Here is a 14,732-nt window from a genome sequence, read left to right as displayed (position 1 = left end):
ACGGAACGCCTTGCAGGTCGCGATCAGGCCGCCGAGCACGTCGGGGAGCTCTTGAAACGGGGGGCGGTGGCCTGTTGAATGGGCGGCTGTGCCGCGTGTCGCTGCCGCTTGTACGGCAGGGGCATGGAGGCGCCCTGACGTGAGGAGTGCATCGTGGGTACACACACCGCCGGGCTCGTCTGACACGTGATCTCTGACGGCCTGCGCGCAGCGCAGCCGCCGTCCCGCGCCGCCTTCTGACCGAGCGAGCGCGCCTGTTTCTTCCCCTTTCCTCGCCGGGCTCTCCCCTGCCCGGGTGCTGTCCGGGTGCCGCTCCGGCCACCCGTGCGCTCACCCCTGCCCTCGGGAGAGCCCTCTTTCCCATGGAGCTGCTTTCTTGACCCCTTCACCCATCCAGTCCGTCCCGCCCCGGGTCACGGATTTCAACCACGCCGTCGTCGAGGAGTTCCGCGCCAACTCGGGCCGGGTCGGCGGGCCGTTCGCCGGGGGCGACCTGCTGCTGCTGACCACCCGCGGGGCCCGTACCGGTCTTGAGCAGACCTCGCCGCTGGGCTTCGTACGCGACGAGAACGGCGGGCTTCTGATCGTCGCCTCGGCGGGCGGCGCGCCCCGCAACCCCGCCTGGTACCACAACCTCCTCGCGCACCCGATGGTCCGCGTGGAGGTGGGGACGGACTCGTTCGGCGCCGTCGCCGTGCCCACCGAGGGTGCCGAGCGCGAGCGGCTGTTCGCCCACGTGGTGCGGCAGCAGCCCGGGTACGCCGACTACCAGGCGCGGACGGACAGATCGCTGCCAGTGGTCCGGCTCGAACGCCCGTACGCGGACGCCCCGTTCACCGGCCTCGTCGACAAGCTGCTGGAGGTGCACACCTGGCTGCGTGAGCAGCTGCGGCATGTGGCGGCCGAGGCGGAGGCGCACTTCGCGGCGCGCAGCACGGCCCATGACACCCCGCAGCCCTCCCTCGGGCTGCAGATCCGCCAGCACTGCCTCGCCTTCTGCGAGTCCCTGCACGTCCACCACACCTCGGAGGACCAGGGCGTCTTCCCCGTACTGGCCCAGAAGTACCCGCACCTGGCGCCCGCGCTCGAACGGCTGCGTACCGAGCACCGCACGGTGGACCGGATCCGTGCCGAGCTGGAGGCGCTGCTGGCCGATCTGACGACGGCCGACCCGGACCGCTTCCGCGCCGAGCTCGCCCGGATGACGGACGAGCTCGAAGCGCATCTCGACTACGAGGAGGAGGTGCTGATCCCGCCGCTGGCCGCCATGCCGGCGCCCTGACCCGGGGGGCGCAGCCGGGCGCCGACGCGGCCCAGCGCGCGGGCGAGCACATCGAGCTCGTCCCGCTCCAGCACGTCAATGAGGGCGGCGCGCACGGCGGCCACATGACCGGGGGCCGCGGCACGCAGCGTGTCGCGGCCCTCCGTCGTGAGCACCGCCAGGATGCCCCGTACGTCGGTGGGGCAGGAGCGGCGCTCGACCAGGCCGCGCTTCTCCAGCTGGCCCACCTGGTAGGTGAGGCCGCTCTTGGAAGTGAACAGGCCGTGGGCCAGATCGGTCATCCGGACCTCGCCGTCGGGTGCCGTGGCGAGCTTGACGAGGATCTCGTACTGCGCGTGGGAGAGCCCGGCGTCGTCCTTCAGCTGCTGCTCCACATGGCGGGACACCCGGCTGGTGGCTTCCAGAAAGCCCAGCCAGGCCGCCATTTCACGCTCATCGAGCCACCGGGTTCCCGCCATGGCGTCCATCCTACTCGGTTGTTCAAATTCGAACCTTCTTGTTACTGTCGTGGTCCGTCATTCAAATCTGAACAACCTGTCCGGTCCGGTCCGCCGTGCAGCAGTAGGAGGCTCCGCTCATGTCGTCCCCCCACACCACCGAGACCACCGACTACCCCCGGGCAACCCGCGTCCCCGCGAGTTCCGACGCCGCTGCCGCTGAGCAGTCCGCCTACGACGCCGGGCTGCTCGTGCTGCGCCTCGCGGTCGGCCTCACCATGGCCGCGCACGGTTCGCAGAAACTGTTCGGCTGGTTCGACGGCGGGGGCATCGACGGCACCGCCCAGTTCTTCGGCGCCGCCGGTTACCCCTCACCGAAGAGCATGGCCGTCGTCGCCGCGCTCACCGAGACCCTCGGCGGGCTCGGTCTCGTGCTGGGCCTGCTCACTCCGCTCGCGGGGGCCGCGGTGTTCGGCACCATGCTCAACGCGATCGCGGTGAAGTGGGGCGGCGGTTTCTTCGCGCCCGAGGGCATCGAGTACGAACTGCTGCTCGTCGTGGCCGCCGGGGCGCTCACCCTCACCGGGCCCGGACGGCTGGCGGCCGACCGGGTGCTGCCCCTGCCGCGCCCGCACCGGTTCACCCACGGCGCGGCCCTGCTAGTGCTCGGTGCCGTACTCGCGGGCGCCGTTCTCCTCATGCGCTCCTGAACCTCCCGGAGGGGGACATGGGGTCCGCGCGGGTGAGGTCGGGGTCGTGTAGGGGAAGTGGAACAACAGACAGCTTTTCTTCGTTCTTGACTCTGCACTAGCGTGCTGTTTTTGCTAACGCATTACGCTGGACCGCAAGGCCGCGCAGTGTGGCCATGGAGGAGTGAGATGAGGAGCAGCAACCCGGTCTTCTCGCGACGGGGGTTCAGCCGCTCAGGCGGCTATGCCGGTTTCGACGCCCAGCAGCAGCCGCCGCAGGCCGGGAACCCCTACGCGACCAACCCTTACGCCGCTAACCCGTACGCACAGCAGCCAGGTCCGTACGCCGCCCAGCAGACGCAGGCCCCCGGCCAGCCGTACGCGCCGCCGGCCGCACCGCCGTCCGCCGGGCGGATGACGATCGACGATGTCGTCGCCCGTACGGGTATGACCCTCGGCCTCGTCATCGTCACCGCAGCCTTCGCCTGGATCACCGGGCTTTCGCTGCCGCTCGCGATCGGCGCGGGCCTCGTGGCGATGGTGCTGTCGCTCGTGCAGGCGTTCAAGCGCAAGCCGTCGCCCGCACTCATCCTGGCGTACGCCGCCTTCGAGGGGCTCTTCCTCGGTGCGTTGAGCAACTTCGTCAACCAGTTCGTGGACGGCGCCGCGATGCAGGCGGTGCTGGGCACGCTGGCGGTGTTCACCGCCGTCCTGGTGCTCTACAAGACCCGCGTCATCCGCGTCACCCAGCGGTTCTACCGGTTCGTGATCGCCGCCGCGATCGGCTTCGTGCTGCTCATGGCCGTCAACCTGCTCTTCGCCGTCTTCGCCGGTGGGGACGGGCTCGGCCTCCGCAGTGGCGCTCTCGGCATCCTCTTCGGTGTCATCGGCGTCGTGCTCGGCGCGCTGTTCCTCGCGCTGGACTTCAAGCAGGTCGAGGACGGCATCGCCTACGGCGCCCCCAAGGAGGAGTCGTGGCTGGCCGCCTTCGGGCTGACGCTGACCCTGGTGTGGATCTACCTGGAGTTCCTGCGTCTGATCGCCATCCTGCAGGGCGACAACTGAACGCAGGGCGCGGCAGCCCACGCTGACAGCAGCTGACGCCCAGAGCGCTGCGAGGGCCCGGGAGGTGAACCACCTCCCGGGCCCTCGGCGTGCTCGCGTCCTTTGCGTCCTGGGGTCTTCAGGGTCTTCGGATCGTCCGGCCGGGCCGCGGCCCTGGGCCGGGCCTAGCGGTGGCGCGCGGCGCGCCGTAGATCGTGCTCATGGATGATTGCTTTGGCGTGCCCGTAGGCGAGGTTGTGCTCACCGCGGAGCCAGCTCACCTTCTCCTCGAATCGGAGCAGGGAAGGGCCCTCGTCGACTGCGCGGAGCCATTCGGAGACTTCACGACCAGTGCACTGAGGAATGCGGGACAGCATGTTCCGGTGGGTCTCTTCGGAGAAGACTTGGGACATCGGCGCCTCCGGACGCTTCTGCAATGAGTCCTTGCCGACACGTTGCCTGAGCGTTCGTGTGTTGGCAACAGTGCGGAGGCGCCGCGCCGAAGTACGGCCGCATAGGGTGGGGGTGTGCCCTGGCTCGATACCCGCCCCTTGACAGACGCCGTGGAACGGCTCGCCGACCGGCTGCGGGCCCTCCCGCAGAGCACCTTGCAGCGGGGAGCCGCCGCGGAAGGGCTCGCGCTCGCGAGGGAGTTGGCGCTGCTGGCCCAGCGCCTCGAATTCCCCGAGGGCCAGATGTCCCGGGTGCTGCCCGACGCCGGTGTCTTCGCCGTCGGTGATCAACTCGCCGTCGCAGGTCACGATGTGGTTGCGGCCCTGGAGGCGGCCCCTCAGGACGTCGCGGAACCCGCCCTGCGGGAAGCCCTCCAGCTGCTGGAGAGCTCTCCGCTGTCCTCGCGGGGTGCTACAGGGGCGTGATGACCCGGTCCGCCAGCAGGTAGGCGGTCCTGCCGTCGGGGAAGCCGAAGGTGAGGGTGTAGGAGCCGGCGATGCCCGAGCCGCCCATCAGCACCGGGGGCCGGCCGCGGCGTATTCCGTCCGCCAGCGCCTCGCTCGTGGCGCGATGGCCCGGCGACAGACAGACCGTCGTTCCGTCCTCGAAGACGTAGACGTCCAGCGTGCCCAGCGGCCCCGGACGTACGTCGGCCAGCGGAGTACCCGCGTCGGCGAGTTCGGCCAGCCGCTCGACGGTGCGCTCGTGGAAGGTGACGGTGGGGGCCGTGGGAGACGGCGTGGCGCCGGGGGCGACCGGCTCGCCGTTGAGGTTGTAGTCCGGCTGGGACGGGTGGCGGCGCCGGGCCGCGGCCAGCCCAGGCGACTCCGTCTCCGCGGCGCCGTCCTCGCCATCGGTACGGGCCGCGTCGGAGGCCGCGTGGAGCTCCTCGTCCCCCGCACCGTGCTCGTCGTCCGCGCGGGCGTAGGGGGCGACATCCACCTCGATGTCCATGTCCCCGTCCTCGGGGCCGGGCTGGCGGGGGATGAACAGTCCGCGGCTGTCGGTGTCCAGCAGCGCGTCGAGCTCGTCCACGAACTCGTCACCGAGTTCGTCCGGTGCGACCTCGTACTCCGTGCCGTGGCCGGCCAGCAGCGAGCCCGTCTCGGGACCCGCGTCGCGTGCCTCCTGGGCGGCCCAGAAGGCCCGGGCCTCCGCCAGTTCGCGCTCGCGCTCGTCGGCCAGCGCGGCGGCTACGGCGGCGCGGATCTCCTGCGCGAAGGCGGCGGCCGGCTGCTCGCCCTGCGCACCCTGCTCGTCGGCCACTGCGGCCTCGCGGGCCCGCGGGATCGCGGTGGCCGGGTCCGCCGTCGGTGCCGTCTCCAGCTGGGCACGCAGCGCCGTCAACTGGCGGCGCAGGCCGCGCGCCGTGTGCAGTGCCGCACCGCCCAGCGCGGTGGCCGCGGCCGCCGCGCACAGCAGGATGAGGGATATGGCGCTCACTGACTTGACTCCCGGTTCCGGTTCGGTCCCCTGATGCGGTCCCCCCGGTCATTGCCCCTGCATTCCTACAACAGCGCTGTATTCCTACAACAGAGCCGTCGAGAAGGTCGTTCAAGGTTCTTCGACCGTAGTTCAAATCCCGCCGAACTGGACAGAGGAAGCCGTGAACCTGGCTCCTGTGCACTGCTGTGACCTGCGGGAATGCCGCGCCCCCAGGGTGTATATCACATCCTGGGGGCGCTTCGGTCTCGTCGTCGCATACCCGTCGGGCGGCGACGCCCGTGGGTCAGCTCAGCCGCTCGAGCACCATCGCCATGCCCTGGCCGCCGCCCACGCACATGGTCTCGAGGCCGAACTGCTTGTCGTGCCACTGGAGCGAATTGAGCAGCGTCGTGGTGATACGGGCGCCGGTCATCCCGAAGGGGTGACCCACGGCGATGGCGCCGCCGTTGACGTTGAGCTTGTCCAGGTCGATGCCGAGGTCCTGGTAGGAGGGGATCACCTGGGCCGCGAACGCCTCGTTGATCTCCACCAGGTCGATGTCGCCGATCGACATGCCCGCCCGGGCCAGCGCCTGCTTGCTCGCCTCGACGGGGCCGTAGCCCATGATCTCGGGGGAGAGCGCGGAGACGCCGGTCGAGACGACGCGGGCCAGCGGCGTCAGACCCAGCTCGCGGGCCTTGGTGTCGGACATGATGACGAGCGCGGCAGCACCGTCGTTGAGCGGGCAGCAGTTACCCGCTGTGACCAGGCCGTCGGGGCGGAAGACGGGCTTGAGGCCCTCGACGCCCTCCAGTGTCACGCCCGGGCGCGGCCCGTCGTCCTGGCTGACCACGGTCCCGTCGGGGGTGGTGACCGGGGTGATCTCGCGCTCCCAGAAGCCGTCGGCGATGGCCTTCTCGGCGAGGTTCTGGGACCGTACGCCGAACTCGTCCATCTCACGGCGCGTGATGCCCTTGTGACGGGCCAGGTTCTCGGCGGTCTGGCCCATGGCGATGTAGACGTCCGGGAACTGCCCCTCCTCGCGCGGGTCGGTCCAGCCCTCTCCGCCCTGCTCGGCGCGGGCCGCGGTGCGGGCCTCGGCCTCGGCGAAGAGCGGGTTATGGGTGTCCGGCATCCCGTCGGAGCTCCCCTTCACCGAACGGGAGACCATCTCGACGCCCGCCGAGAGGAACACATCGCCCTCGCCCGCCTTGATCGCGTGCAGTGCCATCCGGGTCGTCTGGAGGGACGAGGAGCAGTAGCGCGTGATGGTGCAGCCGGGCAGGTGGTCCATGCCCAGCTGGACGGCCACCACCCGGCCGAGGTTGTGGCCCTGCTCGCCGCCGGGGAGGCCGCAGCCCAGCATCAGGTCGTCGATGTCTGCCGGGTCCAGCTCCGGCACCTTGGCGAGGGCCGCCTTGATGATCTCGGCCGTCAGATCGTCCGGGCGGACGTCCTTGAGGGAGCCCTTGAAGGCACGGCCGATGGGGGAGCGGGCGGCGGAGACGATCACTGCTTCGGGCATCAGGGCTCCTGAGGGGTCGGCGAGTGGCTACGCAGCGGAAGCTACCCGCCCGTAGGGTGCGGGTCACGGCTCCGGCGATGTGATGCGGGCCTCTTCTAAGCGTTTGCTTTTTCCGCGTCCCGGTCAAGAGAGTGCCGCCACCAATGGGGCCCCGCTCAATGGTGGGCCCGCGGACTTTCGCCGCCCCGCCTCCCCGCCGCAGCTGGGGGCACCTCCCGGCCGGAGGCTGGGGGAGCTCAGCTACGACGTAGGTGATCGGCGGTGCCGAACCCACCGGTGAGGGTGGGTTCGGCACCGCCGATCAGGTTCGTTTCGCCTCCCCGCCGTTGCGGCGGGGAGAGGGGCATCCCCGTCGTCAGCGGTTTTCGGTGACGCCCTCAGGTGGTTTGGGGGCGGCTTCCTCCGCCGGAGGCAACCGGCGCCGGCGCCGGTGCTTGAGCAGCGCCCAGGGGCCGCGCATCCCGGCGACCTCGGTGCCACCCTCCGCGGCGGCCTCCGCCGCGGCGCGGGCGACCGGCAGGATGCCCTCGCGCCGCCGGGCGTCCGGCCGCTCGTCCTCGGTGGGCCACAGCCCCAGCGCCGCGCACAGGGTGGGCAGTATGGCCATCGCGGCAGTGGCGTACCCCTCGGCGGAGGGATGGTAGTTGTCGGGCCCGAACAACTCGCGCGGGTTGGCGGAGAACTCGGGTCCCAGCAGATCGCCCAGCGAGACCGTACGGCCGCCCTCCTCGACGACGGCGATGGTCTGCGCCGCCGCCAGCTGACGCGACAACCGCCGCGCGATCCAGCGCAGCGGCTGTCCGACAGGCTCGACGCTGCCCAGGTCGGGGCAGGTGCCGACCACCACCTCGCAGCCGGCCGTACGCAGCCGTGCCACCGCGTCCGAGAGATAGCGGACCGAGCGTGCCGGGGGCATCCGGTGGGTGACGTCGTTGGCGCCGACCATGATGACGCACACATCCGGCGCCTCGGCCAGCTCCCGCTCGCTCAGCAGCAGGGTGATCTGCCGTTCCAGGTCGTCGGACATGGCGCCGGATAGGGCCACGTTGCGCAGCTCGACGGGGCGTTCGGCGATGGCGGCCAGCGCCGAGGCCAGCAGCGCGCCGGGGGTCTGGCGCGGCCGGTGCACACCCTGGCCCGCCGCCGTTGAGTCGCCGAGGAAGGCGAGGCGCAGCGGTCGTCCGGAGTAGAGCCTGCCGAAGGCGCTGCCGTACAGACCGTCGGCCTTGGGTGGCTCGTCCTCGGAGCCGCCGATATGACGTTTCGCCAGTTGGAGCTCGGTGAAGAGCAGCCCGACCGCCGCTCCACCGACCAGGCCGAGTCCGCCGCCTCCATAGGCGGCCGCGGTCGCGATTCGCCGGGCTACTCTCGCGCTCGACGCCTTCGACATCGGCATTGTGCTCTTCCGCCTCCCGAGTTTTCGGTCCCACCGGTTCTCGCGCTCATGGGCTCATTGCTGGTTGGTGCGTCTGCTTGGTACGTCGGTCTTTTCATGAGGCCGTGCGTTCCTGGTTCTGTGCGGTCGGGTTCCGGGTCCGGTGTGCGCGGGGTGCACACCGTCGGTCCGTGCGCCGGGGCTCACAACCTTCAAGACTGTGTTGCCCCGTGCGGCCCGCCCTGCAACGCGCCTGAGGTGTGCACGTGTTGCCCCATAGGCTGTCGGGACGGGCTCGCGACCCCGCGGCCCTGCGACCACGACTACGCGCGGAGACCACGGTGCAGTATCACGAGTCGATGATCGAGCTTGTCGGAAACACCCCGCTGCTCAAGCTCAACGGTGTCACGGACGGCATTCAGGCCACCGTCCTTGCCAAGGTCGAGTACTTCAATCCAGGCGGTTCCGTGAAGGACCGGATCGCGCTGCGCATGATCGAGGCGGCAGAGGAGTCCGGCGAACTGCGGCCCGGTGGGGTGATCGTGGAGCCCACATCGGGCAACACCGGCGTCGGACTGGCCATCGTGGCGCAGCAGAAGGGGTACCGGTGCCTCTTCGTCTGCCCCGACAAGGTCTCCATGGACAAGATCAATGTGCTGCGGGCGTACGGAGCCGAGGTCGTCGTCTGCCCAACGGCCGTCGATCCGGAACATCCCGACTCTTACTACAACGTTTCCGACAGGCTCGTCCGCGAAACCCCGGGCGCCTGGAAGCCGGACCAGTACAGCAACCCCAACAACCCCCGCTCGCACTACGAAACGACGGGCCCCGAGCTGTGGGAGCAGACCGACGGCCGGATCACCCACTTCGTGGCGGGCATCGGCACCGGCGGCACCATCAGCGGCACCGGACGCTATCTGAAAGAGGTCAGCGGCGGCCGGGTGCGGGTCGTGGGCGCCGACCCGGAAGGCTCGGTCTACTCGGGCGGTTCGGGCCGGCCGTATCTGGTCGAGGGCGTGGGTGAGGACTTCTGGCCCGACGCCTACGACCGGGACATCACCGACGAGATCGTGGCGGTGTCCGACAAGGACTCCTTCCAGATGACGCGGCGGCTCGCCAAGGAGGAGGGGCTGCTGGTCGGCGGCTCCTGCGGGATGGCCGTGGTCGGCGCGCTGGAGGTGGCCAAGCGACTCGGCCCGGACGATGTGGTGGTCGTACTGCTGCCGGACGGCGGGCGTGGCTATCTGAGCAAGATCTTCAACGACGAATGGATGAACGACTACGGGTTCCTGGAGGAGGGCGGCACCACCGGGGCCCGGGTCGGCGAGGTGCTGCGGTTCAAGGAGGGCCCGATCCCTTCCCTCGTGCACATGCACCCGGAGGAGAAGGTGGGCGAGGCCATCGAGGTGCTGCGCGAGTACGGCGTCTCGCAGATGCCCGTCGTCAAGCGGGGCGCCGGGCACCCGGATGTGATGGCCGCCGAGGTGATCGGGTCCGTCGTCGAACGGGAGCTGCTCGATGCGCTGTTCACCCAGCGGGCCTCCCTCGACGACCCGTTGGACAAGCACATGAGCGCGCCGCTGCCGCACGTGGGCGCGGGAGAGAGCGTTGCCGACCTGATGGCGGTGCTGGAGGGCGCTGACGCGGCGGTCGTTCTCGCGGAGGGCAAGCCGAGCGGGGTGGTGAGCCGGCAGGACCTGCTGGCCTTCCTCGCGAGCGAGGGCCGCTGATCGCTGATTGTGGCCCTGCGCCTGCCTCCCGTCCCCTTGACGGTGAGGCGGCGCGGGGCCGGGCCGGTCCGGGGCTGTCCTAGCCGGGTACGCGCAAGCCCTACCCGGCGTCGCGTCCGCCGCTTCCGCCAGGGGAGAACCAGGAGCGGCTGGCCTGGAGGCCGTTGACCGCGACGATGCCCGCCCAGCAGGTGACCAGGCCGGTCAGGCCCGCGTTGGCCACGGCTATCGCCGAGAGGGGGATGGCCAGCACCAGGGAGGTCACCGCAAGGCCCATCCGGGCGCCGAGCCCGTCCGGCAAGCCGTGCGACGGCGGCTGCCGCGGTTGCTGTACGCCGGTGCTGCCGCCGCGGGCGGCCACCATCTGCTGCTCCGCCAGCTGGCGGCGCACCCGTTTGTCGACGACGTTGTCCAGCCGCTGCTCCACCTTCTCCAGGAAGGAGTCCAGCAGCTCGTCCTCGTACTCGGGGCCGAGTTCCCGGCGCGTCTGCACGGTCGCGTCGAGTTCCTTCTTCAGCTCAGGGTCGGGTGCGCTCATATCCGTTACGGTACGGGCGCCGTCGCCCCTAGGCAGTGGTGCTAGCACCACTTCTGGAGCCTTCCGCCGGGGGCCTGCAGCGGCCTTGCCTTGCCGGGGGCGGCCGGTGCTGCATAGGCTTATGCAAGGGAGGAGCGGGCTGAATGAGAGGTGCGGGATGGGCAGCGCGAGCGCGCGGTTGCTGAAGCTCTTCGAGGGGCACCGGCTGACCCCGACGCAGCGCCGTATCGCGCACTGCATGGTCCGCAGGGCGGGGGACGCGCCGTTCCTCTCCAGCGTCGAGCTCGCCGAGCTGGCCGGGGTCAGCCAGCCCTCCGTGACGCGGTTCGCGGTGGCGCTCGGCTTCGACGGCTACCCGGCGCTCCGCCGCCACCTGCGGGAGAGCGAGCCGCCCGAGGCCGAGCCGGCCGGGGAGGGCGAGGGACCCGGCGGGCTCAACGAATACCAGCAGGCCGTGCACGCCGAGATCGAGAATCTGCGGCACCTGTCGGCGCTGCTGGACGACCCCGCGCCGGTCGAGCGCGCCGGAGCACTGCTGGCCGCCTCCCGTCCGCTGCCCGTACTCGGGCTGCGGGCCGCCGCCGCACAGGCGAGCGGCTTCGCGTACTTCGCCGCCAAGGTTCACCCCGACGTACGGCTGCTCACCGAGGGCGGCTCCATGCTGGCGGACCGCATCGACGGCTGCGTACGGGCGGGCGCCGGCGCGCTGCTGTGCTTCGCCCTGCCCCGGCATCCGCAGGAGACGGTGGAGGCCCTGGACAGTGCGCGGCAAGCGGGGCTGTCGATCGTCACCGTCGCCGACAGCGCCTTCGCGCCCGTTGCGCACCCGGGCGATCTGCTGCTGCCCGCCGCTGTCGGTACGGGCCTCGCCTTCGACACGGCCTGCGCCCCCATGCTGCTGGGGCGGGTGCTGCTGGAGGCGATGTGCGACGGGCTGCCGGACGCGCAGGCGCGGCTGGAGGAGTTCGACGCGCGGGCGAGTGAGCGCGGCCTCTTCGCGGAGTGAGCGCCGGGCCGAAATCCGGGTGCTCCGGGGTGCGTTCTGCCGTACTCTGCGCGGCCGTACGCCACCTGGCGCGTACGCATCCCATACGCATTCCGTAGGAGAGCCCTGATTGGACGACTCCCGTTCTCCGGGCCTGGCGCACTGTGCCGCGGACCCGGAACTCATCACCAACTGGGTGGCGGGCTGGGCCGCCTCCCGAGGTACACCCGCACCGGTGGAGCAGCCGTGGGGGGTCTATATGGACATCGGGAACGAACGTCTGGTGGGGCGGCATGTGCTGCTGCGCGCGGACGAGGCGACGGTGCGCGAGGCCGCCGCCGCGGTGACCGTGCCCCGGACCTGGCTGATGGTGTTCGCCGAGCCGGACCGGGTCGCGGCCTGGCTGCCGCACGGCTGGGAGGTGGACCACTCGGAGACCGGCCACCTGATGACCGTCGATCTGCAGGCGACCGCACCGGTACCGCCTGACGGCTATACGCGGATGGTCGAGACACGCGACCGTGTCACCTATGTGTCCGTCCACGACGCCGCGACAGACGAGCCCGCGGCCTCAGGACAGGCGTCCGTGCTGGGCGACAACGCCGTCATGGACCGCATCCTCACCGAAGAGGCGCACCGCCGCCGCGGCCTGGGCAGCCTGGTGATGCGCACCCTGGCCGACAGCGCGGTGGACGCGGGCGCGACCCTCGGCCTCCTGGGTGCCACCCCGCAGGGGCGGGCGCTGTACGAGACGCTGGGCTGGAAAGCGCACAGCATCCTGACGGAGTGCGTCTACCAGCCATAGGCCGGATCGCGGCCGAGTAAGGCCAGCAGCCGGTCACCTGGCGGAGCGCCCGGCGCGATGGGGACCTCCGGTGCGAACAGCGGATGCCGGGCACCCTCGTGCGGCACCAGTTGCCTGGCCACGGGCAGCAGCCGAGCCGCCAGCGGCGCCGGGATGGCACGGTCGGCGCCGCCGGTGGCCCGCGCGATGTCCCACCCGTGCACCGCCATCTCGACCGCACCCGTCAGCGCCAGGGCCGTCGCCGTCAGCGGCGCGTCGGCCACCACGATCAGGCGGCGGCCCGGACCGGCGGCGGTCCACGCCCCCAACAACCGTGCGGCGCGCAGCCGGAAGGCCGCCGCGGGGTCCGCGTCCGCCGCCTGCCCGGTGCCGTCCGCGCACTCCGGCGCACGTTCCGGATACAGCGCGACAGAGCCCTCCGCGATGCCCTCGTGCAGCGCCGCCAGGGAGTCGTCCACGTGCGCCATCAGACCGCCCAGGTCCCACTCCGTGCACGGAGTGGGCAGATGCAGCAGTGCCGGGGTTACGCACTGGGCGGTGCCCAGTGCGTAACCGACCGCGTGCCTCAGCAGCTCCGCGGCGTGCGCGGTGCTGTCGCGCGTACCACCGCCGTCCCGCGTGCCTCCTTGCCCCTCCTCGCGGAACATGCCGCTAGGAGGAGGACTTGTCGTCGGTCGCCTCGAAGAGCTGGACATAGTTGCCGTCCGGGTCCTCCACGGTGCCCAACAGGACGTTCTCGTCCACGGCCTCGACCGGGCGCACCCAGCGCGGATCGAGCTGCTCGGTCAGCCGCTCGGCCATGTCGTGGATGTCCTTCACCTCGAAGTTCACCAGGATCCGGCCCGGCTCGACGGACCTGCGGCCCACGTCGTCCCTGCTCTCGAAGATGAGGTACGTACCGCTCAGCTCCAGGCCGAGCATCGGGCCCTCCTCCTCCGCGTCCGGGGCGAACGCGGTGCGGTACCACTCCCACAGCCTCTTCGGGTCCGTACTGCCCAGCACGATGCCGCCCAGCTTGGGGCCTGTCGCTTCGGTCATGATGTCCGCCTCCTACATCTGTCGGACGCCGGGCACGCTGCTCCGGCTCTCGAGGGATGGACCGGGCCCGGCCGGAAAACTCATCGCGGGGCGCCGCCGTCCGGCTGCGATACGGTCGTTCGCGGGACTACTCCGGCACGGCTGAGCCAGTGCGATCCCTGCCCGCGGGGTCATCGTCAGCCCCGCACAGAACCAGGACCGCTCGTGGACAGATTCGCCGCCGTCCAGCAGGCGCTGCGCAACGCGCCGCCGCACGCCCTCGCCCGGATCGTCATCGCGGAGCTGCGGGAGCAGTACGGCGCCGACCTCGTCGAGCTCCGGATGGTCGACTACGGGGTGAAGTCGCTGCAACTGGTCGACGGCCATGCCGCCAAGGCCGAGCCGGTGCCGGTGCACGACAGTCCGCAGGGGCGCGCCTTCGGCTCCCAGGAACCTTTTGTGACCCAGCAGCCCGGTGGCGGAATCGTCGTCCATCTGCCGATCACCATCCGTGGTGACCGGCTGGGCACGCTCTCGGTCGGCCTGCCCTCCGCCGCCGACCCGAACGGTCTGCTGCCGGTGCTGCGGCAGCTGTGCGAGGCGCTCGGCCACGAGATCCTCGTCGCCGAGCGCGACACGGATCTGTTCGTGCTGGCCCGCCGCGCCGCACGGCTGACGCTGGCGGCGGAGATGCAGTGGCAGCTGCTTCCCGGACGCTCCTGTGTCCGCGAGGAGTTCGAGGTCGGTGCCCATCTGGAGCCCGCTTACGCGATCTTCGGCGACAGCTTCGACTGGGAGGCCTCCGAGCGCTTTCTGACCCTCGCCGTCACCAACGGCATGGGCGAGGGCATAGAGGCCGCGCTGCTGACCAGCCTCGCCACCAATGCGCTGCGCAACGCGCGCCGCGCCGGGCTGGATCTCGCGGGCCAGGCGACGCTGGCGGACCAGGCGGTCTACGCGCAGTACCAGGGCTCCGCGTATGTGTCAGTGCTGCTGCTGCGGTTCGAGCTGGCCACCGGACGGGTGGAGGCCGTGGACGCGGGCTCGCCGAAGGTGTGGCGGCTGCGCGGACGCGGGGTGGAGGAGCTCCCCTTCGACCGTCAGCTGCCGCTGGGCATGTTCGAGGACACCGTCTACGCGGAGGAGCACTTCACGGTGCGGCCCGGGGATCGGCTACTGATTGTCAGCGACGGGGTGCACGGTGCGGCGGGGAGGGGCGGCGAGACGTACGGCGAGCGGGTGCTGGCCCGCTCGTTGCCGGGGTACCGGATGCTGCCTGCCGGGCAGGTGCCGGTTGAGGTTCTGCGGGAGCTTGCGGCGTATCGGGGGGAGGCGCCGCTTCAGGATGATGCGTTGGTGATGTGTGTGGACTGGCGCGGGCGAGAGGGCTCCGCGGAGGGGTGAGCCCTCTCGCACACAGGGAAGGG

16 protein-coding genes are annotated in these 14,732 nt (G+C 71.0%); 8 read left to right on the top strand and 8 right to left on the bottom strand.

Annotated features, from left to right (window positions below; genetic code table 11):
- Window positions 1-376 precede the first annotated feature (376 nt).
- Window positions 377-1,282, top strand: coding sequence for a nitroreductase/quinone reductase family protein (locus ACQEU8_RS32345; protein WP_433107423.1), 906 nt, complete (start codon window positions 377-379; stop codon window positions 1,280-1,282).
- On the opposite strand, the gene ACQEU8_RS32340 is transcribed toward ACQEU8_RS32345, so the two are convergent.
- Window positions 1,231-1,740 (bottom strand): MarR family winged helix-turn-helix transcriptional regulator, encoded by a 510-nt coding sequence (locus ACQEU8_RS32340; RefSeq protein ID WP_433107421.1) that lies wholly within the window; start codon window positions 1,738-1,740, stop codon window positions 1,231-1,233. The two genes, ACQEU8_RS32345 and ACQEU8_RS32340, sit on opposite strands and share 52 nt — an antisense overlap.
- 119 nt (window positions 1,741-1,859) lie before the next feature.
- Here ACQEU8_RS32340 and ACQEU8_RS32335 point away from each other — a divergent pair, with 119 nt between their 5' ends.
- Window positions 1,860-2,429: a DoxX family protein gene (locus ACQEU8_RS32335; RefSeq protein WP_433107419.1), complete on the top strand. Its 570-nt coding sequence runs from the start codon at window positions 1,860-1,862 to the stop codon at window positions 2,427-2,429.
- A 168-nt stretch (window positions 2,430-2,597) separates the two neighbouring features.
- Window positions 2,598-3,473: a Bax inhibitor-1/YccA family protein gene (locus tag ACQEU8_RS32330; protein WP_433107416.1), complete on the top strand. Its 876-nt coding sequence runs from the start codon at window positions 2,598-2,600 to the stop codon at window positions 3,471-3,473.
- A gap of 164 nt (window positions 3,474-3,637) precedes the next feature.
- On the opposite strand, the gene ACQEU8_RS32325 is transcribed toward ACQEU8_RS32330, so the two are convergent.
- Window positions 3,638-3,865 carry a DUF4287 domain-containing protein gene (locus ACQEU8_RS32325; RefSeq protein ID WP_209268114.1) on the bottom strand — a complete coding sequence of 76 codons (228 nt, stop codon included), beginning with the start codon at window positions 3,863-3,865 and terminating at the stop codon, window positions 3,638-3,640.
- Between the two features lie 114 nt (window positions 3,866-3,979).
- Here ACQEU8_RS32325 and ACQEU8_RS32320 point away from each other — a divergent pair, with 114 nt between their 5' ends.
- Window positions 3,980-4,330, top strand: a complete 351-nt coding sequence (locus ACQEU8_RS32320) for a hypothetical protein (RefSeq protein WP_433107414.1) — start codon at window positions 3,980-3,982, stop codon at window positions 4,328-4,330.
- Here ACQEU8_RS32320 and ACQEU8_RS32315 read toward each other — a convergent pair.
- The 3 genes from ACQEU8_RS32315 to ACQEU8_RS32305 form a co-directional block, all read right to left on the bottom strand.
- Window positions 4,317-5,348 carry a hypothetical protein gene (locus ACQEU8_RS32315; RefSeq protein WP_433107412.1) on the bottom strand — a complete coding sequence of 344 codons (1,032 nt, stop codon included), beginning with the start codon at window positions 5,346-5,348 and terminating at the stop codon, window positions 4,317-4,319. The genes ACQEU8_RS32320 and ACQEU8_RS32315 overlap by 14 nt on opposite strands.
- A 286-nt stretch (window positions 5,349-5,634) precedes the next feature.
- Window positions 5,635-6,855, bottom strand: coding sequence for an acetyl-CoA C-acetyltransferase (locus tag ACQEU8_RS32310; RefSeq protein ID WP_433107410.1), 1,221 nt, complete (start codon window positions 6,853-6,855; stop codon window positions 5,635-5,637).
- Between the two features lie 355 nt (window positions 6,856-7,210).
- A complete protein-coding gene (locus ACQEU8_RS32305; RefSeq protein WP_433107408.1) occupies window positions 7,211-8,251 on the bottom strand; it encodes an SGNH/GDSL hydrolase family protein in 1,041 nt (346 codons plus the stop codon).
- A 320-nt stretch (window positions 8,252-8,571) separates the two neighbouring features.
- Between ACQEU8_RS32305 and ACQEU8_RS32300 the strand changes: the two genes are divergently transcribed.
- Window positions 8,572-9,960, top strand: a complete 1,389-nt coding sequence (locus tag ACQEU8_RS32300; RefSeq protein ID WP_433107406.1) for a cystathionine beta-synthase — start codon at window positions 8,572-8,574, stop codon at window positions 9,958-9,960.
- 100 nt (window positions 9,961-10,060) lie between these two features.
- Here ACQEU8_RS32300 and ACQEU8_RS32295 read toward each other — a convergent pair whose 3' ends face one another.
- Window positions 10,061-10,498, bottom strand: coding sequence for a hypothetical protein (locus ACQEU8_RS32295; RefSeq protein ID WP_433107404.1), 438 nt, complete (start codon window positions 10,496-10,498; stop codon window positions 10,061-10,063).
- 157 nt (window positions 10,499-10,655) lie between these two features.
- Between ACQEU8_RS32295 and ACQEU8_RS32290 the strand changes: the two genes are divergently transcribed.
- The gene (locus tag ACQEU8_RS32290; protein WP_433107402.1) at window positions 10,656-11,504 is read left to right on the top strand and encodes a MurR/RpiR family transcriptional regulator; all 849 of its coding nucleotides are present in this window, start codon (window positions 10,656-10,658) and stop codon (window positions 11,502-11,504) included.
- Window positions 11,505-11,613: 109 nt separating this feature from the next.
- On the top strand, window positions 11,614-12,288 hold the full coding sequence (locus ACQEU8_RS32285) for a GNAT family N-acetyltransferase (RefSeq protein WP_433107400.1): 675 nt from the start codon (window positions 11,614-11,616) through the stop codon (window positions 12,286-12,288).
- On the opposite strand, the gene ACQEU8_RS32280 is transcribed toward ACQEU8_RS32285, so the two are convergent.
- Window positions 12,276-12,935, bottom strand: a complete 660-nt coding sequence (locus tag ACQEU8_RS32280; protein WP_433107398.1) for a TIGR03086 family metal-binding protein — start codon at window positions 12,933-12,935, stop codon at window positions 12,276-12,278. The genes ACQEU8_RS32285 and ACQEU8_RS32280 overlap by 13 nt on opposite strands.
- A gap of 4 nt (window positions 12,936-12,939) precedes the next feature.
- Window positions 12,940-13,326 (bottom strand): VOC family protein, encoded by a 387-nt coding sequence (locus tag ACQEU8_RS32275; RefSeq protein WP_433107396.1) that lies wholly within the window; start codon window positions 13,324-13,326, stop codon window positions 12,940-12,942.
- Between the two features lie 204 nt (window positions 13,327-13,530).
- Between ACQEU8_RS32275 and ACQEU8_RS32270 the strand changes: the two genes are divergently transcribed.
- The gene (locus tag ACQEU8_RS32270) at window positions 13,531-14,709 is read left to right on the top strand and encodes a PP2C family protein-serine/threonine phosphatase (RefSeq protein WP_433107394.1); all 1,179 of its coding nucleotides are present in this window, start codon (window positions 13,531-13,533) and stop codon (window positions 14,707-14,709) included.
- Window positions 14,710-14,732 lie beyond the last annotated feature (23 nt).

Origin of the sequence: Streptomyces sp. CA-250714, from assembly GCF_050936705.1 — a bacterium.
GTDB lineage: Bacteria > Actinomycetota > Actinomycetes > Streptomycetales > Streptomycetaceae > Streptomyces.
This window is presented reverse-complemented; position numbering and strand designations above follow the sequence as displayed.

What these genes read in the sequence shown, in the direction of transcription:
- ACQEU8_RS32335 (WP_433107419.1), top strand. Translation starts at nt 1,860, where the DNA reads ATGTCGTCCCCCCACACCACCGAGACCACCGACTACCCCCGGGCAACC.
- ACQEU8_RS32330 (WP_433107416.1), top strand. Translation starts at nt 2,598, where the DNA reads ATGAGGAGCAGCAACCCGGTCTTCTCGCGACGGGGGTTCAGCCGCTCA.
- ACQEU8_RS32310 (WP_433107410.1), bottom strand. Translation starts at nt 6,855, where the DNA reads ATGCCCGAAGCAGTGATCGTCTCCGCCGCCCGCTCCCCCATCGGCCGT.
- ACQEU8_RS32325 (WP_209268114.1), bottom strand. Translation starts at nt 3,865, where the DNA reads ATGTCCCAAGTCTTCTCCGAAGAGACCCACCGGAACATGCTGTCCCGC.
- ACQEU8_RS32275 (WP_433107396.1), bottom strand. Translation starts at nt 13,326, where the DNA reads ATGACCGAAGCGACAGGCCCCAAGCTGGGCGGCATCGTGCTGGGCAGT.
- ACQEU8_RS32340 (WP_433107421.1), bottom strand. Translation starts at nt 1,740, where the DNA reads ATGGCGGGAACCCGGTGGCTCGATGAGCGTGAAATGGCGGCCTGGCTG.
- ACQEU8_RS32305 (WP_433107408.1), bottom strand. Translation starts at nt 8,251, where the DNA reads ATGCCGATGTCGAAGGCGTCGAGCGCGAGAGTAGCCCGGCGAATCGCG.
- ACQEU8_RS32290 (WP_433107402.1), top strand. Translation starts at nt 10,656, where the DNA reads ATGGGCAGCGCGAGCGCGCGGTTGCTGAAGCTCTTCGAGGGGCACCGG.
- ACQEU8_RS32280 (WP_433107398.1), bottom strand. Translation starts at nt 12,935, where the DNA reads ATGTTCCGCGAGGAGGGGCAAGGAGGCACGCGGGACGGCGGTGGTACG.
- ACQEU8_RS32295 (WP_433107404.1), bottom strand. Translation starts at nt 10,498, where the DNA reads ATGAGCGCACCCGACCCTGAGCTGAAGAAGGAACTCGACGCGACCGTG.